Genomic DNA, 18183 nt, shown 5'->3' on the forward strand with positions numbered 1-18183 from the left:
CCGGTGAGCCGGCTCCACGTCCGAGGCCGGGGGCTGCCCGATGGGGAGCCCGTGCAGTGGTGGGTCCACGAGGGCGTCCTGAGCGCCGAGCCGATCGCCGGTGCGGAGACGGTGTTCGGGGCCGACGGGGACGACGGGTGGGTCATCCCGGGCCTGGTCGACGCGCACTGTCACGTCGGACTGGGGCCCGGCGGGGCGGTCGAATTCGACGAGGCCGTCGCGCAGGCCGAGACCGAGCGCGACCGGGGTGCGCTGCTGCTGCGCGACGCCGGGTCGCCGGTGGACACCCGCAGCCTCGACGACCGCGACGACCTACCGCGCATCATCCGCGCCGGCAGGCACATCGCGCGGCCCAAGCGGTATCTTCCGGGCGTCCCCATCGACCTCGAGGACGAGTCGCAGCTCCCCGAGGCCGTGGCCCGGCAGGCCCGGTTCGGGGACGGCTGGGTGAAGCTGGTCGGCGACTGGATCGACCGCGAGGCGGGCGACCTCGCGCCGCTCTGGTCCGACGACGTCCTGCGGGCCGCGATCGACGCCGCGCACGCCGAGGGTGCGCGGGTGACGGCGCACGTGTTCGGCGAGGACGCCCTGCCCGGGTTGATCGGCGCGGGAATCGACTGCATCGAACACGGGACGGGCATCACCTCCGACGTCATCCCGCTGATGCTGGAGCACGGCACGGCGCTGGTGCCGACGCTCGTCAACATCGAGAACTTCCCCGGGATCGCCGACGGCGCCGCCAAGTACCCGACGTACGCCAAGCACATGCGGGACCTCTACGCGACCTGCCACCGGCGGGTCGCGGACGCGCACGACGCCGGCGTGCCCATCTTCGCCGGCACCGACGCGGGCGGGATGATCGCCCACGGCCGCATCGCCGACGAGGTGGCAGCCCTGCGCGGCGTGGGGCTGACCCCGACCGAGGCGCTCGGCGCGGCGTGCTGGGACGCCCGCGCGTGGCTCGGCCGACCCGCCCTGCAGCACGGCGGTCCGGCCGACCTGGTGTGCTACGCCGACGACCCCCGTACGCCCGGCGTGCTCGACCATCCGACCCTGATCATGTTGCGCGGCCGCGTGTTCGGGCCCTAGTACACGTCCCGCACGTAGCGATGGCCCTTGATGAGGTCGTTGACGTAGGCGTGGGCGGCGTCGGGACCGATGTGTCCGGCGACGACGTCGCGCAGGGTGGCGTCGACGTCCTTCGCCATCTGCTTCTCGTCCCCGCAGACGTAGACGTGCGCACCGTCCTCCAGCCAGGAGAACAGCTCGCCCGCGTGGTCGCGCATGCGGTGCTGGACGTAGGTCTTCGCGTCCCCGGGCGCACCGTCGCGCGAGAACGCGAGGTCCATTCGCGTGAGTGTCCCGTCCGCCGAGAACGACTCCAACTCATCGCCGTAGAGGAAGTCGGTGTCGCGTCGCCGATCGCCGAAGAACAGCCAGGATCGTCCGGATGCCCCCGTCGCCCGGCGTTCCTGCAGGAACGCGCGGAAGGGCGCGATGCCCGTGCCCGGGCCGATCATGACGATGGGCACGTCGGCGGCCGGCAGTCGGAAGTGGTGATTGGGCCGTAGGTGTACGCGTACGGTCTCGCCTCGCTCGGCGAGGAACGTCGACGCCACCCCACCGTGTCTGCGGTCGCCGGCGGCGTAGCGCACGGTGGCGACCGTCAGGTGGACGTGGTCGGGGTACACCAGAGCACTCGATGCGATGGAGTAGTCGCGGAACTGCAACGGCCGCAACGCCTCCACGACGACGTCGGCCGGCAGTCCGGCCCGGACCACGAGGTCGAGGACGTCCTCGCCGTGGCCGGCGACCCCCGCCACGTCCTGCAGCGCCCGTGACGGCGACCGGATCTCCAGGCGCTCGGCGAGAAGCACGCCCAGGGGCTCGTCGTAGCCGGGGACGGTGTCGTCGGGTCCGACGGCCATCGCGGTGAGCAGGAGGTCCACCAGTGCGGGATCGTTGGTCGCGTGGACGGCAAGGGAATCGCCTGCGTCGTAGGCGATCCCGAGCCCGGTCACGTCCACCTCGTAGTGGCGTACCTCCTTGTCGGAGCGCGGTGAGTTCAGCAGACGGTTGACGGCCAGTCGGGCGTCGACGGGCAGGTGTCGATCGCGGGCCGTCCTCTCGGGCTCGACGACGCCGCCCGAGGGTGCCGGACCGGACCGTGCCGCCTGCAGGTGCTTCACGACGTCGCCGGTGAACGCAGCGGCCGGCTCGTCGTAGAAGCCGTCGACGTCCACGCGATCGACCAGACGGGTGGCGCCGAGTGCCTCGAGTCGTTCGTCGATCAACTTGCCTGCGTTGCAGAACAAGTCGTAGGACGTGTCGCCGAGCGCCAGGACGGCGAAGCTCAGGTGCTCGAGGCGTCGGGCGTCAGCGGCGGAGAGTGCCTCCCAGAACAGCAGTGCGTTGTCGGGGAACTCGCCCTCGCCGAACGTCGAGCAGACGACGACGAAGTGCGTGGCGGCCTGCAGTTCGGCGAGGTCGACCTGGTTGAGTTCGACGGCCTCCGCCGCGATGCCGGCGGCGGTGGCGCCCTCGGCGAACGTCATGGCGGCATCCTCGGAGTTGCCCATGTCCGTGCCGAAGGCGACGATCAGTGACAGGTCGCGCTGGTCGGTCACGTGCGCCTCCTCGGTGGCTTGGTTAGGGTGACCTTAGTTCTGCGGCCACTGCGATGGGGGCCTCCCTTGCCGGCGGAGCGGCCCCTACGCTCGTCGGCATGCCGGACCGCGCCCACGTCGACTCCCATGACCCGCCCGCCGACATCGCGTCCGCGCGACGGGTGATCGACCTCAGCCACCCGATCCGTGCCGGTCTGATCACCTACCCCGGCCTGCCTGCGCCCGTCATCTCCCCACACCTCACCCGTGCGGACTCGCGCACCAGGTACGCGCCGGGCACCGAGTTCGCGATGGACGTCATCACGATGATCGGCAACACCGGCACCTATCTCGACTCGCCCTACCACCGCTACGCCGACGGCCCCGATCTCGCCGGCCTCGACCTCGCCACGCTCGTGGGCCTGCGTGCGGAGGTGTTTCATCTCACCGACGCCTGGGACGCGGCGCGGCGCGGCATCGGGGCCGAGACCTTCGCCGACCGCGACGTGCACGGCGCGGCGGTGCTCCTGCACACGGGGTGGGACCGCCTGTTCGGCACCGCGGCCTACGGCACCGGCGCTCCCTTTCTCACCGGTGAAGGCGCCAGGTACCTGATCGACGCCGGCGCGGTCCTGGTCGGCATCGACTCGGTGAACATCGACGACACCGAGTCCGGCGGCGAGCGGCCCGCCCACACCCTGCTGCTCGGCGCGGAGGTGCACGTCGTCGAGCACCTGACCAACCTGGGCGCGGTGCCGCCGCGAGGTGCCCGCTTCACCGCGGCGCCGCCGGCGGTCGAGGGTTTCGGCACGTTCCCGGTCCGGGCCTTCGCCGAGGTCGCCGTCAGCCCCGGCTGAAGCCCCAGTCGAGCAGGCTGACCGCCTGACCGTAGAGGTCGCCCGTGCCGTACATCTGCACCACGACGAGCCGTCGGTTCCCGCGCTGGGCGGCGCCGACATAGGTCTTGCGGGCGAGGTTCGTGAAACCCGTCTTGCCACCCAGATCGCCGGGGTAGCGAGTCAGCAGCTCGTTCTGGGCGGTGATCGTCTTGCCCGGGAACGGCGCGGACGGTTGGCGCAGGATCTGCGCGATCAGCGGATACGTCAGCGCCGCACGGAACATCGTCGCCAGGTCGAGCGGTGAGGTGATCGACTCCCAGCCGGGCCCGTCGAGGCCCGACGGCGACGAGGCCCGCGTGCTCCTGGCGCCCAGGCTCGCGGCCTTGCGGTTCATCGCCGCCACCGCGACGCGTTGGCCCCCCAGCATGTCGGCCAGCATGTTCGCGGCGTCGTTGCCCGACACCATCAGCAGCGCCTCGAGCAACTGCCGGGTGGTGTACGGCTGCCTGGGCGTCAACCCGACGCAGGAGCACTCGACCGTGCCGTGGGAGGCGTTGGCGCGGGCGAAGTCGCCGGGCCGGAGGTTGTCGAGCACCACCATCGCCAGCAGCACCTTGATCGTGCTCGCCGGCGCGTACGAGCCGTTCGGGTCCTTGGCCGCCAGGACGGCGCCGCTGTCGAGGTCGGCGACCAGCCAGGCCTTCGCGGGGCCGTCGGCGATCGCGGCTGCCGGTTCGATGGCGGGCTGCGCCGACGCCGACGTGGTGGGGGCGCAGACGGCGGCGGTCAGCGCGAGCGCCGTCGCCGCCACGAGACGCCGCCCGCGCTCGGTTCGGTCGCGGGACGGCACGGTCGCCGACGCTACGGTTCCCAGGACTCGGACAGCGCGCGATCAGGTCTCCGTCGCGTCTCGAGTCGCTAGAGGACGCCGATGCTCGACGACGGGTTCTGCGCGAAGCCCCAGTCCAGCAGGCTGGTGGCCTGATCCCAGTAGGTGGGTCCGCCCTCCTTGACCAGGCCGAACATCATCGCGACCACGAGGCGGCGACCGTCCCGCTGGGCTGCGCCGACGTAGGTCTTGCGTGCGACGTCGGTGAAGCCGGTCTTGCCGCCGAGCATGCCGGGGTAGCGGAAGAGCATCTCGTTCTGGTTGACCAGCGTCACCGGGCCGGCCTTGCCGGGGAACGGTGCGCTCGGCGAACCGGTGATGGCCGCGAACGCGGGGTTCTGCAACGCCGAGCGGAAGATGAGCGCGAGGTCGTGCGGCGTCGTGTAGCCGTCGATGCCCAGGCCGTTGAGCCCGGACGGCGAGCCGGCGCGCGTCGCGGTCGCGCCCAGCGCCGCCGCCTTGGCGTTCATCTTCGCCACGGCGGCGTCGGTGCCTCCCAGCATGTGGGCCAGCGTGTTCGCGGCGTCGTTGCCGGAGACCAGCAGCAGGCCGTCGAGCAGGTCCTGCGTCGTGTAGGTGCGGCCGGCCTCCACGCCGGCGCAGTTGCACTCCACGTCGGTGTCGTGCGCATCGGCGACCACCGTGGCGTCGAGCGGCAGCTCGTCGAGGGTCACCAGGGCCAGCAGCGTCTTGATCGTGCTCGCAGGCGCGTGCGTCACGTACTGGTCCCGACCAGCGAGGATCTGCCCGGTGTCCATGTCGGCGACGATCCACGCGGGAGCCGGCCCGTCCGGGATGGGGACGGCGCCGACGGGTGCCACGTCGACGTCGGCGTACGTCACCGGCGCCAGCACGAGGCCTATGCCGACAAGACAGCCGAGGAGCGCGGTCGCATACTTGCCCATGGGATCAGGAGCCTAACCCGACGATTCGCGTGTGACGAACGTCGTGTTTGGTGGAATCGATCTTCGGCTATTCGAGCGGCGCGGGTGACGATCTTGATGTTCGACGTCTGATTTCACTCAACCCCCGTCGCCCGACGACGAGAGGTGGACCAATTCATGTGCGGCATCGCCGGCGAGATCGCCAGAGGGCGCCCGGCCAATCTCGCGGCAGTGGCCGCCATGACCGACGCGATGGTCCCGCGCGGACCCGACAGCTCGGGAATGTGGGCATCCGATGGTGTCGCCATGGGGCACCGCAGACTCGCGATCATCGACCTGTCGAGCCACGGCCACCAGCCCATGCACGATCCGGACCTCGGTCTGACCGTCGCCTTCAACGGCTGCATCTACAACTACCCGGAACTGCGCCGCGAACTGCTCGGCAAGGGCTACCGCTTCTTCTCCCACAGCGACACCGAGGTGGTGCTCAAGGGGTACAAGGAGTGGGGCGAGAAGGTCGTCGACCACCTCTTCGGGATGTTCGCGTTCGCGGTGACCGAGACCGACAGCGGACGGGTTCTGCTGGCGCGCGACCGGCTCGGGATCAAACCGCTGTACTGGTCGGAGGTCGCCGACGGCAACGGCACCGGCGCCCTGCGCTTCGCCTCCTCGCTGCCCGCGTTGGTCGCCGCCGGTGGCGTTGACACCGACCTGGATCCCGTTGCGCTGCACCACTATCTGAGTTTCCACTCGGTGGTGCCGCCACCGCACACCATCCTCAAGGGCGTGCGCAAGCTGCCGCCCGGCACGCTGATGCGGATCGAACCCGACGGCTCGCGCAGCGAGAAGACCTACTGGGAGCCCGCCTTCGAGCGCTCGGCCGAACGGGCCGGCTGGTCCGAGCGCGACTGGCAGGACGCCATCCTCGCCTCGCTGCGCACCGCCGTCGAACGACGCCTGGTCGCCGACGTGCCCGTCGGCTGTCTGCTGTCCGGCGGCCTGGACTCCAGCCTCATCGTCGGGTTGCTCGCGGAGGCCGGCCAGCACGGCCTGCAGACCTTCTCCATCGGCTTCGAGGCCGCCGGTGGCGAGGAGGGCGACGAGTTCAAGTACTCCGACGTCATCGCCCGGCACTTCGACACCGACCACCATCAGATCCGGATCGACACCGCACGCATGCTGCCGTCGCTGACGGGTGCGATCGGGGCGATGGCCGAGCCCATGGTCAGCCACGATTGCGTCGCGTTCTACCTGCTGTCCGAGGAGGTCAGCAAGCACGTCAAGGTCGTCCAGTCCGGCCAGGGCGCCGACGAGATCTTCGCGGGCTACCACTGGTACCCGCCGATGGCCCACGCCCGCGACGACGATCCCGCCGACGCGCTGTCCCGCTACCGCACCGCGTTCTTCGACCGCGACCACGCCGCGGTCAACCGGCTGCTGCAGCCGCAGTGGCGTCTCGACGACGACGTATCGGGCGATTACGCGCTGCGGCACTTCTCGCATCCGGGGGCGGGGACGGCGACCGACCGCGCGCTGCGCCTGGACACCACGGTGATGCTCGTCGACGACCCGGTCAAGCGCGTCGACAACATGACCATGGCGTGGGGCCTCGAGGGACGCGTGCCGTTCCTGGACCACGAACTCGTCGAGTTGGCCGCCACCTGCCCGCCCGAGCTGAAGACTGCCTTCGACGGGAAGGGGGTGCTCAAGGAGGCCGCGCGCACGGTGATCCCGTCCGAGGTGATCGACCGGCCCAAGGGCTACTTCCCGGTGCCGGCGCTCAAGCACCTGGCCGGGCCCTACCTGGACCTGGTCCGCGACGCCCTGCACAGCCAGGCCGCGCGCTCACGGGATCTGTTCGCCACCGGGGCCGTCGACCAGATGCTCGCCGACCCGAACGGGAACCTCACGCCGCTACGCGGTAATCCACTGTGGCAGATCGGATTACTGGAGTTGTGGCTGGCCCGCCACGTCGACGGCGTGTCATGACCGTCGCGTCGCACGGCGACTCCGCGGACGGCGTGGTGCAGGACCTCGGATGGGGCAGGCTCGTCTTCGGGCAGACCTTCTCCGACCCCGACCAGTTCGGCAACGCCCTGCGCGCGGAGGCCAGTGGGCGGCGCGACATCGGGATGTACCTCGACGCCCCGCACGTCTTCGTCGCGCTGCACCCGCACGAGTTCTTCATCGACCCGAGCTTCACCTACCGGCTGGACTTCGGTCGGACCGGTGAGTTCCGACCCCCGGACGTCCCGGGACTGTCGGTGCGGACGGTCCAGAGCAAGGAGGACTGCGCGGCGATCAACCACATCTACGTCCAGTGCCGGATGGTTCCTGCCGACGTCGACCTGATGTGGAACAACGCCCACTCCGAGCCGCACATGATCTACCTCGTCGCCACCGACGACGAGACCGGTGCCGTCGTGGGCACGGTCACCGGGATCGACCACGCCGACCTGTTCGCCGACGAGGAGAACGGGTCGAGCCTGTGGTGCCTGGCCGTCGATCCGACGATCTCCCGGCCCGGTGTCGGCGGTCTGCTGGTCCGGTCACTCGTCGACGAGTTCGCGACGCGCGGCCGCTCCCAGATGGACCTGTCGGTGCTGCACGACAACTCCGGCGCGATCGCGCTCTACGAGCGGATGGGGTTCGAGCGGGTGCCCGCACTGGGCATCAAGCGCAAGAACGCCATCAACGAGAAGCTGTTCGCGCCGGTGCAGGAGGGGGAGGGGCTCGCCGAACTGAACCCCTACGCCCGCATCATCGCCGACGAGGCCATCATGCGCGGAATCGCCGTCGAGGTGCTCGACGGGAAGGGCGGCTACCTGCGCCTGACCCACGGTGGCACCAGCATCGTGACCCGAGAGTCGCTGTCGGAGTTGACCAATGCCGTCGCCATGAGCCGCTGCGACGACAAGCGGGTGGCCCGCAAGGTGGTGTCCGACGCGGGCATCCGGGTGCCGCTCGGGCGCACCGCGACGTTCGACGACGCAGACTACGAGTTCATGGCCGAGGTCGGCTCGGTGGTGGTCAAGCCGGCCCGAGGGGAGCAGGGCGCAGGCATCACCGTCGGCGTGAGCACGCCCGAGGACCTGGACCGCGCCCTGGCCTGGGCGGGCAAGCACTGCGCCGACGTGATCATCGAAGAGCGTTGCGAGGGTGAAGATCTGCGGCTCGTCGTCATCAACGGCAAGGTCATCGCCGCGGCCATCCGGCGGCCACCCGAGGTGGTCGGCAGCGGCAAGCACACCATCCGCCAGCTCGTCGAGGCACAGAGCCGGCGGCGGTCGGCCGCGACCCACGGCGAGTCGGTCATCCCCGTCGACGCGCTCACCGAGGACACCGTCCGAGACGGGGGATGGGAACTCGACGACGTACTGCCGTCCAACGAGCGCCTGGTCGTGCGGCACACCGCCAACCTGCACACCGGCGGCACCATCGTCGACGTCACCGACGACATCAACCCGCTGCTCGCCAAGGTGGCCGTGGACGCCGCCGACGCCATCGGGATCCCCGTCACCGGCATCGACCTGATGGTTCCCGCGGTGACGGGGGAGGAGTACGTCTTCATCGAGGCCAACGAGCGTCCGGGGCTCGCCAACCACGAACCTCGGCCCACCGCACAGGCTTTCGTCGATCTGCTGTTCCCGCGCACCGCCGCCACGCCGTGGGCGTGGCAACCCGGACCGGTGGAGCAGGACTGACCGGGCACGGGTAACGTCACCGACTCTGAGAAGAAGAGGGAGGCACCGTGCCCGATATCGCCGCCATGCCCGCGGACGACCGCGCGTGGATGGTCGACACACTGCTCGCGCTGCTGCAGACGCCCAGCCCGTCGGGACGGACCGACGCGGTGATGCAGCTGATCGGCGACATCCTCGACGAGATGGGCGTGCCGTTCACGCTCACCCGCCGCGGCGCGCTGAACGCGGAACTGCCCGGTGAGTCGGAGACCATCGACAGGGCGATCGTGGTGCACGCCGACACCATCGGCTGCATGGTGCGCGAGCTGAAGGACAACGGCCGCCTCGAGCTGATCCCCGTGGGCACGTTCTCCGCCCGCTTCGCCGCCGGCGCACGGGTGCGCATCTTCTCCGACGACCCCGAGTCGTTCATCACCGGAACGATCATGCCGCTCAAGGCTAGTGGGCACGCCTTCGGCGACGAGATCGACACGCAGCCGACCGACTGGGAGCACGTGGAGGTGCGGGTCGACCGCAAGGTGTCCTCGCGCGCCGACCTGGAGCAGCTGGGTCTGAACGTCGGCGACTTCGTCGCGTTCATCACCAGCCCCGAACTCACCGAGGACGGCTTCGTCGTCTCGCGCCACCTCGACGGCAAGGCGGGCGTGGCCGTCGCGCTGGCGCTCGCCAAGTCCGTCACCGAGAAGAAGGTGGTGCTGCCCCACCGCACCACGATCATGGTGACCATCACCGAGGAGGTCGGTCACGGCGCCAGCCACGGCCTGCCGCCCGACGTCGCCGAGCTGATCTCGGTCGACAACGCGGTGTGCGCGCCCGGGCAGCACTCCATCGAGGACGGCGTGACCATCCCGATGGCCGACCTGCACGGTCCGTTCGACTACCACCTCACCCGCAAGCTGTGCCGGATCGCCGACGAGCACGAGATCCCGTACGCGCGCGACGTCTTCCGCTACTACCGGTCCGATGCCGCCGCCGCCATCGAGGCGGGCGCCGGAACCCGCGCCGCGCTGGTCGGGTTCGGGCTCGACGGCAGCCACGGCTGGGAGCGGACGCACCTGGACTCGCTGGAGGCCACCTACAACCTGCTGCATTGCTGGATGCAGACGCCGCTGACGTTCGCCAAGTGGGACGCGCAGCCCACGGGCAAGCTGCGCGACTTCCCGTCGTCGCGGCAGCCGGCGCCCAGCGAGCAGTGGGTGCCGCTGTCCCGCGGCGACCACACCGAACCCGGCAACGCGTCGCTCGGCGAGCACTGGCCGCCGGCGGAGGGCCCGCAGGCCTAGCCGGGCGGGGGCGCCCGGCGGTACAACTGGTGGCGTGCTGAGCCTCGAAGAGATCTCCGACCGCCTCGAAATCCAGCAGTTGCTGGTCGACTACTCCACGGCGATCGACACGCGCCGGTTCGACGACCTCGACCGGGTGTTCACCCCGGACGCCTACATCGACTACCGCGCGATGGGTGGGATCGACGGGTCCTTCCCCGAGGTCAAGACGTGGCTCGCCGAGGTACTGCCGAACTTCCCGGCGTACTCGCACCTGATCGGCAACTTCGACGTCAAGGTCACCGGTGACACCGCCACGTCGCGGATCCTGTGCTTCAACCCGATGGTGCTTGGCGCTGACGGGCAGATCCTGTTCTGCGGGCTCTGGTACGACGACGAGTTCACCCGCACCGCCGACGGCTGGCGGATGACCCGTCGCGTCGAGACCAAGTGCTTCGACAAGGTCGTCTGAGGCAAGGTCGTCTGAGGGCCCGTCGCGCGATTTCCGTCCGGCCTGCACGTTCTGGCACAATGGGCGGCTGTCTGCCCCGCGACACCGTTCGATGCGCGATCCGCAAGCTCCTCGCTGGATCTCTGTCGATGCGCCGCGCGGCGGTCACACGCGCAGTGCAAAACCGGACCGGGCAACCTGCTCGAGTCGCTGAATTGCAAGCGCGGCAATCACAGGAGAAGTAGTTCGACATGGCTGTCAAGATCAAGCTCGCCCGCTTCGGCAAGATCCGCAACCCCCAGTACCGCATCTCGGTCGCCGACGCGCGCAACCGTCGCGACGGTCGCGCCATCGAGGTCATCGGCAAGTACCAGCCGAAGGAGGAGCCGAGCCTCATCGAGATCGACTCCGAGCGCGCCCAGTACTGGTTGAGCGTCGGCGCACAGCCCACCGAGCCCGTCCTCGCGCTGCTGAAGATCACCGGTGACTGGCAGAAGTTCAAGGGCCTGCCCGGTGCCGAGGGCACGCTGCGGGTCAAGGAGCCCAAGCCGTCGAAGCTGGACCTCTTCAACGCGGCCCTCGCCGCCGCCGACGACGCGCCGACCGGTGACGCCACCACGCCGAAGAAGAAGAAGGCACCGGCCAAGAAGGCCGACGCCGAGGCCGATGCACCCGTGACGGCAGGCGAGACGCCCGAGGCCGCCGCCGACGCCGCCGAGATCGCGCCTGCCGAGACCGACGCGCCCGCCGCCGAATGAGCACGGTCGTCGTCGACGCCGTCGAGCACCTGGTGCGCGGAATCGTCGACAACCCGGATGACGTCCGCGTCGACCTCGTGACCAACCGCCGTGGCCGGACCGTCGAGGTGCACGTGCATCCCGACGACCTGGGCAAGGTCATCGGTCGCGGTGGCCGTACCGCCACGGCGCTGCGCACGCTGGTCGCCGGCATCGGCGGCCGCGGCATCCGCGTCGACGTGGTCGACACCGACCAGTAGGTCCGGCAGCAGGAGAACGGTAGTGGACCTCGTCGTCGGACGGGTCGCGAAGGCACACGGCGTCACCGGTGAGGTCGTCGTCGACGTGCGCACCGACGATCCCGACTCGCGCTTCCGCCCCGGAAAGATCCTGCGCGGCAGGGTCGGTCGCGGTGGACCGGAGCGCGAGTTCGAGATCGAGTCGGTCCGCGACCATGCGGGCCGGCTGCTGGTGCGCTTCGACGGCGTGGCCGACCGCAACGCCGCCGACGCCCTGCGCGGCACGCTGTTCCTCGTCGACTCGGGCACCCTGCCGCCCATCGACGATCCCGACGAGTTCTACGACCACCAGCTCGAGGGTCTGCGGGTCGAGACCGTCGGCGGCGACGCCGTCGGGACGGTCGCCGAGGTGCTGCACACGGCCGCGGGGGAGCTGCTGTCGGTGACCACCGAGGCCGGCGCGGAGATCCTGGTGCCGTTCGTCGGCGCCATCGTGACGTCGGTGTCGCTGTTCGATCAGACGGTCGTCATCGATCCGCCCGACGGTCTGCTGAACATCGACGAGCTGTAGGACGACGTGCGGATCGACGTCGTCACCATCTTCCCGGACTACCTCGCACCGCTGCGACAGGCACTACCGGGCCGGGCGATCGAGTCTGGCCTGATCGAACTCGGCGTGCACGACCTGCGCCGCTGGACGCACGACGTGCACCGGTCGGTCGACGACTCGCCGTACGGTGGCGGCCCCGGCATGGTCATGAAGGCGCCGGTGTGGGGTGACGCCCTCGACGAGATCTGCACGGCGGACACGCTTCTCGTCGTCCCGACGCCCGCGGGTCGACCGTTCCGGCAGGCCGACGCCCAGCGGTGGGCCACCGAGGAGCACCTGGTCTTCGCGTGCGGCCGCTACGAGGGCATCGACCAGCGGGTCGCGGACGACGCCGCGCGTCGGATGCGGGTCGAGGAGGTGTCTATCGGCGACTACGTGCTCAACGGCGGCGAGGTCGCGGCGCTCGTCATGATCGAGGCCACCGTCCGCCTGCTGCCCGACGTCATCGGCAATCCCGCGTCGCACCAGGAGGACTCCCATTCCGAGGGGCTGCTCGAGGGCCCGAGCTACACCCGGCCGGTGAGCTGGCGCGACCTCGACGTGCCTGCCGTGCTGCTGTCCGGCGATCACGCCAAGGTGGCTGCCTGGCGGCACGAGCAGTCGCTGGAACGCACCCGTCGACGCAGGCCCGACCTCCTCGACTAGACGTGCCCCTGGGGGAACATCGTCTGCACCGCCCGGGTGATGGTGGCGCGCGCCTCGTCGGCGTCCGCGGGTTCCATCGAGCTGATCGCCATGACGTAGCGCCGGTCCGGACCGATGACGCCGGTGGACAGGTGCATCCAGTCGGAGCCCACGCAGCACATCCAGCCCTGCTTCACCGCCACGCGGTCACCGGGTAGCCCCTCGGGGATCCCGAAGCGCTGCGGGTAAACCCCGCCGGGCACCATGCCGTCCGGTGCCGTCGGGGTCGAGTTCGCCAGGTTGGACAGGATGATGCTGGCCTGTTCCGGCGGCAGTCCTCCCGTACCGGCCAGCATCATGTCGTAGTACCGCACCAGATCCGTGACGGTGCTGATGGTGTTGAACCACCGCCCGTTGTTCGGCGGACGGGTGGCGCCCAGGCCGTAGCGGGCGACCACCCGGTTGATGATCGCGCTGCCACCGCTGCGGTTCCAGAAGACCTCGGCGGCACTGTCGTCGGAGGACCGCAGCATCACGTCGAGCATCTGCCGGTCGGCGGGGGACAGTCGGGTCTGGCCCTTGGCCACCTGCAGCAGCAGGTCGTCGGCGATGAACAGCTTCACCACCGACGCGATCGCGATGGTCGACCCGTCCTCGTTGGTGACCAGCTGACCGGTGTTGCGGTCGAGGATCGCGACGCTGACGTCCGCGCCCTCCGCGGAGGCATCGGCGACGGCCTGCTGCTCGCGCTGCTCGAGGCCGGCGAAGGTGGGTGCGGGCTGATCCGGCGGCGCCTCCGGAAGGGGTGCCCTGTCGCCCAGCGGGGCGACGACGGTCAGCTGCGGCGGTGCACCCGGCGCCGGCGGCGCATCGCCGTAGGTCCGTGCCCCGCAGCCGGACACCAGGGTCAGCACGGCCGCCACGGCCGCTGCCGTGACCAGTGGTGACGTCGACTGCCGCGCAGACAAAGACCCTCCTCGAGCGATCGGATCAGGGGTGTTCGTCGTCGATGGACGGCTACCGGCACGCCCATGTCCGTACTTACTCAGACTAACCTCCGTGCGGAGGGCCCGCGTCGCGAGCGGACCCCGGCCCGTGCCGGTCACCTCGCCGTCGCCGACGCGATTTCGCCCGTCGGGGGGCGGTCTGGCACAATTGAGCAGTTGTCCGCGCAGGCCGGGTGGCTCGTGTTCGATTCGGGCTGGGCCTGCCGCGGGATACACCTCAAACGTACGCACAAGGATTGGCTCGGTGCTGCGTCGCGCTACGCGACCGCCGCATCAACGCCCACACGCTAAGGAAGAGTCTGTAGATGAACACGCTGGACTTCGTCGACCAGACGTCGCTACGCGACGACATTCCGACTTTCGGCCCCGGTGACACCGTCAACGTGCACGTGAAGGTCATCGAGGGCTCCAAGGAGCGCATCCAGGTCTTCAAGGGCGTCGTGCTGCGCCGCCAGGGCGGCGGAGTGCGCGAGACGTTCACCGTCCGCAAGGAGAGCTACGGCGTCGGCGTCGAGCGCACCTTCCCGGTGCACTCGCCCAACATCGACCACCTCGACGTCGTCACCCGCGGTGACGTGCGTCGCGCCAAGCTCTACTACCTCCGTGAGCTGCGCGGCAAGAAGGCCAAGATCAAGGAAAAGCGCTGACCCCGACGGGTGCTCTGGCACGGCGCGCGTCATCCGCGCGCCTGCACGGGTTCCTCGTCGTGATCACCTCCGTGATTACTCTGTTGGCGTGACCGGACCCGCCGACGCTCCCGACGCGCCAGAGACCGACGACGCGACCGAGCCGGATCCTCCGAAGAAGAAGCGCGGCGCCCTCCGGGAAGCGGCGATCCTCCTGACGATCGCCATCGTCCTGTACTACGTGATGCTCACGTTCATCGCGCGGCCGTACCTGATTCCCTCGGAGTCGATGGAACCGACGCTGCACGGATGCCCGGGCTGTGTCGGCGACCGCATCATGGTCGACAAGGTCTCCTACCACTTCGGCGCTCCGGAACCCGGCGACGTCGTCGTCTTCAAGGGTCCGCCGGCCTGGAACATCGGCTACAAGTCGATCCGGTCGGACAATCCCGCGGTCAAGGTGCTGCAGGACGCGCTGTCCTTCATCGGCTTCGTCCCGCCGGACGAGAACGACCTCGTCAAGCGCGTCATCGCGACCGGCGGCCAGACCGTCGAGTGCCGCGCGGACACCGGCCTGACGGTGAACGGCAAGAAGCTCGACGAGCCGTACCTCGACCCGACGACGATGATGGCCGACCCCGCGGTCTACCCCTGCCTCGGCAACGAGTTCGGGCCCGTGACGGTGCCCGATGGCAGGCTCTGGGTCATGGGCGACAACCGCACGCACTCGGCCGACTCCCGTGCGCACTGCACCAACCTTCCCGCCGACGCGCAGCGCGGGCTGCTGTGCACCGGCGATCCGATGTCGGGCACGGTTCCCGTCGACAACGTCATCGGAAAGGCGCGGTTCATCGCGTGGCCGCCGGGACGGTGGGGCGGCGTCTCCAGCGTGAATCCGCAGATCTCGCACTGACGTTCCCGTGGCTCTGACCTGGCCCCCGCGGACGGTGATCCGGAAGTCATCGGGTCTGCGCACGCTCGAATCCGCCCTGTATCGCGGCAATCTCGGCCCCGTCGCCGGTGTCGACGAAGTGGGCCGCGGCGCCTGCGCCGGACCCCTGGTGGTCGCGGCGTGCGTGCTCGGACCCAACCGGCTGGAGAGCCTCGCCGCCCTCGACGACTCGAAGAAGCTCACCGAGCGCGAGCGGGAGCGGCTCTTCCCGCTGATCCGCCGCTACGCGCTGGCCTACCACGTGGTGTTCATCCCCTCGACCGAGGTGGACCGGCGCGGCGTGCACGTCGCCAACATCGAGGGCATGCGCCGAGCGGTGGCGGGTCTGCCGGTGCGACCCGGGTACGTGCTGAGCGACGGCTTCCGGGTCCCCGGCCTGCCGATGCCGTCGCTGCCGGTGATCGGTGGTGACGCCGCGGCCGCCTGCATCGCCGCGGCGAGCGTGCTGGCCAAGGTGAGCCGCGACCGCCTGATGGTCGAGATGGAGAAGTCCCATCCCGGCTACGGGTTCGCGCTGCACAAGGGGTACTGCACGCCGACCCACACCGCGGCGCTGGCGGAGCTGGGCCCCTGCAGTGAGCACCGGTATTCGTTCGTCAACGTGCGCCGGGCTGGTTCCGGGGGCGAGCGGAGCGACGGCGAGAATTCGGGGTTGAACGAGGTGACGCTGCTCGACGGCGACCCCGGGTGGGACGAGGCGATGCCGGTCGCCAAGGAGCCGACGCAGCACGCCGAAACGAGCTGAGGGAAGATGGAAGCCCTACCGACCGAAGGACCACTGAACAGATGAGTGCCGAAGATCTCGAGAAGTACGAAACCGAGATGGAACTCTCGCTGTACCGCGAATACAAGGACATCGTGGGGCAGTTCAGCTACGTCGTCGAGACCGAGCGGCGGTTCTATCTCGCCAACAGCGTGGAGATGGTGCCCCGCAACGCCGACGGCGAGGTGTACTTCGAACTGCGGCTCGCCGACGCCTGGGTCTGGGACATGTACCGGCCCGCCCGGTTCGTCAAGCAGGTCCGGGTCATCACGTTCAAGGACGTGAACATCGAAGAGGTCGAGAAGCCAGAACTGCGCCTCCCCGAGTAGACGTGCGCGCACATCCCGAACGAGTCGCCGTCGTGACCGGCGCGAGCCGGGGCGCCGGGCTCGGCATCGCCACCGCACTGCTGAGGTCGGGTTGGCGGGTCTACCGGACGGGCCGCACGGTCGACGACGATGCCGGCGGGATTTCAGTCGCGGTGGACCACCGCGACGACGACCAGGTCGCCGCGCTGTTCGAGCGGGTCGCCGACGAGTCCGGGGCGCTGCACCTCCTGGTGAACAACGCCGCCGCAATCGACGACGAGCTGACCGGTGCGGCACCGTTCTGGGAGAAGCCACGCCACCTCGGTGACGTCCTGGACGTCGGGCTGCGATCGGCGTACGTGGCGTCCTGGCACGCGGCGCCCCTCATGGTGCGGGGCGAGCGCGGGCTGATCGCCTTCACGTCGTCCCCGGGATCGGTCTGCTACATGCACGGTCCCGCGTACGGAGCGCAGAAGGCGGGCGTCGACAAGATGGCCGCCGACATGGCCGTCGACTTCGCGGGCACGCCGGTCGCGACCGCCTCGATCTGGATGGGCATCCTGCTCACCGAGAAGTTCCGCCGCGCATTCGACGGACTCCCCGGCGCGTTGGCGCGCACCGCCGAGCACGCCGAGACCCCCGAGTTCACCGGGTACGTCATCGACGCCCTCTACCGCGACCCCGACCTGCTCGACCTGAGTGGTCGGACGCACGTCGGCGCCGAATTGGCGCAGCGCTACGGGATCACCGACGAGGGTGGGCGCCGGCCCCCGTCGCACCGCGACGCCCTCGGAGCCCCGCGCGAACCGTCGGCGGTCGTCGTCCGCTGACGCCGGCGGGCACCTGACACACTGGAGCGCATGCGCACCACACCGCAGTGCTGGCTGACCGACATGGACGGCGTCCTGGTCCGCGAGGACCACGCCCTGCCCGGAGCCGCCGAATTCCTGCAGACCCTCACCGAGAAGCAGCGACCGTTCCTGGTGCTCACCAACAACTCGATCTTCACCCCGCGTGACCTGGCGGCGCGGCTGGCCCGCTCGGGTCTGATCGTCCCCGAGGAGGCGATCTGGACGTCGGCGCTCGCCACCGCCGCCTTCCTGCACGACCAGTTGCCGGGCGGTTCCGCGTACGTGATCGGGGAGGCCGGCCTGACGACGGCGCTGCACCACGTCGGCTACACGCTGACCGACGTCGGCCCCGACTTCGTCGTGCTTGGCGAGACCCGCACGTATTCGTTCGAGGCCATCACCAAGGCGATCCGGCTCATTCTCGGCGGGGCCCGGTTCATCGCGACCAATCCCGACGTGAGCGGTCCGTCGGCGGAGGGGCCGCTGCCCGCGACGGGTTCGGTCGCCGCGCTCATCACCAAGGCCACGGGCCGCGAACCCTACTTCGTCGGCAAGCCCAATCCGATGATGTTCCGCAGCGCCCTCAACCGCATCGAGGCCCACTCCGAGGACACCGTGATGATCGGCGACCGCATGGACACCGACGTGGTGGCGGGCATCGAGGCGGGTCTCGAGACCATCCTGGTGCTCACCGGATCCACGACCCGCGACGACATCGAGCGCTATCCGTTCCGGCCCAGCCGCGTGTTCGACTCGATCGCCGACGTCGTCGCACTCGTCTGAACCGACGGGGGTGACCCCGCGCGCCGCCGCGCCCCATATCGTGATCGC

General features: G+C 69.9%; 20 protein-coding genes. 16 read left to right on the forward strand and 4 right to left on the reverse strand.

Annotated elements, in window-relative coordinates; genetic code table 11:
- The first annotated feature begins 3 nt into the window (after positions 1-3).
- Positions 4-1089, forward strand: coding sequence for an amidohydrolase family protein (locus G6N64_RS16740; RefSeq protein ID WP_163798063.1), 1086 nt, complete (start codon positions 4-6; stop codon positions 1087-1089).
- Here G6N64_RS16740 and G6N64_RS16745 read toward each other — a convergent pair.
- A complete protein-coding gene (locus G6N64_RS16745; protein WP_163798064.1) occupies positions 1086-2627 on the reverse strand; it encodes a diflavin oxidoreductase in 1542 nt (513 codons plus the stop codon). The genes G6N64_RS16740 and G6N64_RS16745 overlap by 4 nt on opposite strands.
- Before the next feature lie 98 nt (positions 2628-2725).
- Between G6N64_RS16745 and G6N64_RS16750 the strand changes: the two genes are divergently transcribed.
- A complete protein-coding gene (locus G6N64_RS16750; protein WP_197748275.1) occupies positions 2726-3463 on the forward strand; it encodes a cyclase family protein in 738 nt (245 codons plus the stop codon).
- Here G6N64_RS16750 and G6N64_RS16755 read toward each other — a convergent pair.
- Both G6N64_RS16755 and G6N64_RS16760 read right to left on the reverse strand, forming a co-directional pair.
- Positions 3450-4295 carry a D-alanyl-D-alanine carboxypeptidase family protein gene (locus G6N64_RS16755; RefSeq protein WP_163798065.1) on the reverse strand — a complete coding sequence of 282 codons (846 nt, stop codon included), beginning with the start codon at positions 4293-4295 and terminating at the stop codon, positions 3450-3452. The two genes, G6N64_RS16750 and G6N64_RS16755, sit on opposite strands and share 14 nt — an antisense overlap.
- A 68-nt stretch (positions 4296-4363) precedes the next feature.
- Positions 4364-5239, reverse strand: a complete 876-nt coding sequence (locus G6N64_RS16760) for a D-alanyl-D-alanine carboxypeptidase family protein (protein WP_163798066.1) — start codon at positions 5237-5239, stop codon at positions 4364-4366.
- Positions 5240-5395: 156 nt separating this feature from the next.
- Between G6N64_RS16760 and G6N64_RS16765 the strand changes: the two genes are divergently transcribed.
- The 8 genes from G6N64_RS16765 to trmD all read left to right on the forward strand — a co-directional run bounded on the left by G6N64_RS16765 (position 5396) and on the right by trmD (position 12866).
- Entirely contained in the window at positions 5396-7207 is a 1812-nt protein-coding gene (locus G6N64_RS16765) for an N-acetylglutaminylglutamine amidotransferase (RefSeq protein ID WP_163801873.1), read from the forward strand.
- Positions 7204-8922: an N-acetylglutaminylglutamine synthetase gene (gene ngg / locus G6N64_RS16770; protein WP_163798067.1), complete on the forward strand. Its 1719-nt coding sequence runs from the start codon at positions 7204-7206 to the stop codon at positions 8920-8922. Before G6N64_RS16765 ends, ngg begins: the two co-directional genes overlap by 4 nt.
- A 47-nt stretch (positions 8923-8969) precedes the next feature.
- A complete protein-coding gene (locus G6N64_RS16775) occupies positions 8970-10205 on the forward strand; it encodes an osmoprotectant NAGGN system M42 family peptidase (RefSeq protein WP_409370759.1) in 1236 nt (411 codons plus the stop codon).
- A gap of 34 nt (positions 10206-10239) precedes the next feature.
- Positions 10240-10656, forward strand: a complete 417-nt coding sequence (locus G6N64_RS16780) for a nuclear transport factor 2 family protein (protein ID WP_163798068.1) — start codon at positions 10240-10242, stop codon at positions 10654-10656.
- Between the two features lie 230 nt (positions 10657-10886).
- Complete coding sequence (gene rpsP, locus G6N64_RS16785) at positions 10887-11393, forward strand: 30S ribosomal protein S16 (RefSeq protein WP_163798069.1); 507 nt, start codon at positions 10887-10889, stop codon at positions 11391-11393.
- Positions 11390-11632 (forward strand): RNA-binding protein, encoded by a 243-nt coding sequence (locus G6N64_RS16790; protein ID WP_056548932.1) that lies wholly within the window; start codon positions 11390-11392, stop codon positions 11630-11632. Before rpsP ends, G6N64_RS16790 begins: the two co-directional genes overlap by 4 nt.
- 22 nt (positions 11633-11654) lie before the next feature.
- Positions 11655-12182 carry a ribosome maturation factor RimM gene (rimM, locus tag G6N64_RS16795; protein WP_163798070.1) on the forward strand — a complete coding sequence of 176 codons (528 nt, stop codon included), beginning with the start codon at positions 11655-11657 and terminating at the stop codon, positions 12180-12182.
- 6 nt (positions 12183-12188) lie between these two features.
- Positions 12189-12866 carry a tRNA (guanosine(37)-N1)-methyltransferase TrmD gene (gene trmD, locus G6N64_RS16800; RefSeq protein ID WP_163798071.1) on the forward strand — a complete coding sequence of 226 codons (678 nt, stop codon included), beginning with the start codon at positions 12189-12191 and terminating at the stop codon, positions 12864-12866.
- Here the strand turns inward: trmD and G6N64_RS16805 are convergent.
- Complete coding sequence (locus G6N64_RS16805) at positions 12863-13813, reverse strand: serine hydrolase (protein WP_163798072.1); 951 nt, start codon at positions 13811-13813, stop codon at positions 12863-12865. The genes trmD and G6N64_RS16805 overlap by 4 nt on opposite strands.
- A gap of 344 nt (positions 13814-14157) precedes the next feature.
- Between G6N64_RS16805 and rplS the strand changes: the two genes are divergently transcribed.
- The 6 genes from rplS to G6N64_RS16835 all read left to right on the forward strand — a co-directional run bounded on the left by rplS (position 14158) and on the right by G6N64_RS16835 (position 18135).
- Entirely contained in the window at positions 14158-14499 is a 342-nt protein-coding gene (rplS, locus tag G6N64_RS16810) for a 50S ribosomal protein L19 (protein WP_163798073.1), read from the forward strand.
- Between the two features lie 88 nt (positions 14500-14587).
- The gene (gene lepB / locus G6N64_RS16815) at positions 14588-15391 is read left to right on the forward strand and encodes a signal peptidase I (RefSeq protein ID WP_220100555.1); all 804 of its coding nucleotides are present in this window, start codon (positions 14588-14590) and stop codon (positions 15389-15391) included.
- Between the two features lie 7 nt (positions 15392-15398).
- Positions 15399-16175, forward strand: coding sequence for a ribonuclease HII (locus G6N64_RS16820; RefSeq protein ID WP_174266829.1), 777 nt, complete (start codon positions 15399-15401; stop codon positions 16173-16175).
- Positions 16176-16216: 41 nt separating this feature from the next.
- Positions 16217-16522, forward strand: coding sequence for a DUF2469 domain-containing protein (locus tag G6N64_RS16825; RefSeq protein WP_066983311.1), 306 nt, complete (start codon positions 16217-16219; stop codon positions 16520-16522).
- Between the two features lie 32 nt (positions 16523-16554).
- A complete protein-coding gene (locus G6N64_RS16830; protein ID WP_246230682.1) occupies positions 16555-17331 on the forward strand; it encodes an SDR family NAD(P)-dependent oxidoreductase in 777 nt (258 codons plus the stop codon).
- A 30-nt stretch (positions 17332-17361) separates the two neighbouring features.
- The gene (locus G6N64_RS16835) at positions 17362-18135 is read left to right on the forward strand and encodes an HAD-IIA family hydrolase (protein ID WP_163798075.1); all 774 of its coding nucleotides are present in this window, start codon (positions 17362-17364) and stop codon (positions 18133-18135) included.
- Positions 18136-18183 lie beyond the last annotated feature (48 nt).

This window comes from Mycolicibacterium sediminis (genome assembly GCF_010731735.1).
GTDB classification, from domain to species: Bacteria; Actinomycetota; Actinomycetes; order Mycobacteriales; family Mycobacteriaceae; genus Mycobacterium; species Mycobacterium sediminis.

What these genes read in the sequence shown, in the direction of transcription:
- G6N64_RS16750 (WP_197748275.1), top strand. Translation starts at nt 2,726, where the DNA reads ATGCCGGACCGCGCCCACGTCGACTCCCATGACCCGCCCGCCGACATC.
- G6N64_RS16760 (WP_163798066.1), bottom strand. Translation starts at nt 5,239, where the DNA reads ATGGGCAAGTATGCGACCGCGCTCCTCGGCTGTCTTGTCGGCATAGGC.
- G6N64_RS16765 (WP_163801873.1), top strand. Translation starts at nt 5,396, where the DNA reads ATGTGCGGCATCGCCGGCGAGATCGCCAGAGGGCGCCCGGCCAATCTC.
- ngg (WP_163798067.1), top strand. Translation starts at nt 7,204, where the DNA reads ATGACCGTCGCGTCGCACGGCGACTCCGCGGACGGCGTGGTGCAGGAC.
- rpsP (WP_163798069.1), top strand. Translation starts at nt 10,887, where the DNA reads ATGGCTGTCAAGATCAAGCTCGCCCGCTTCGGCAAGATCCGCAACCCC.
- G6N64_RS16790 (WP_056548932.1), top strand. Translation starts at nt 11,390, where the DNA reads ATGAGCACGGTCGTCGTCGACGCCGTCGAGCACCTGGTGCGCGGAATC.
- rplS (WP_163798073.1), top strand. Translation starts at nt 14,158, where the DNA reads ATGAACACGCTGGACTTCGTCGACCAGACGTCGCTACGCGACGACATT.
- G6N64_RS16825 (WP_066983311.1), top strand. Translation starts at nt 16,217, where the DNA reads ATGAGTGCCGAAGATCTCGAGAAGTACGAAACCGAGATGGAACTCTCG.
- G6N64_RS16835 (WP_163798075.1), top strand. Translation starts at nt 17,362, where the DNA reads ATGCGCACCACACCGCAGTGCTGGCTGACCGACATGGACGGCGTCCTG.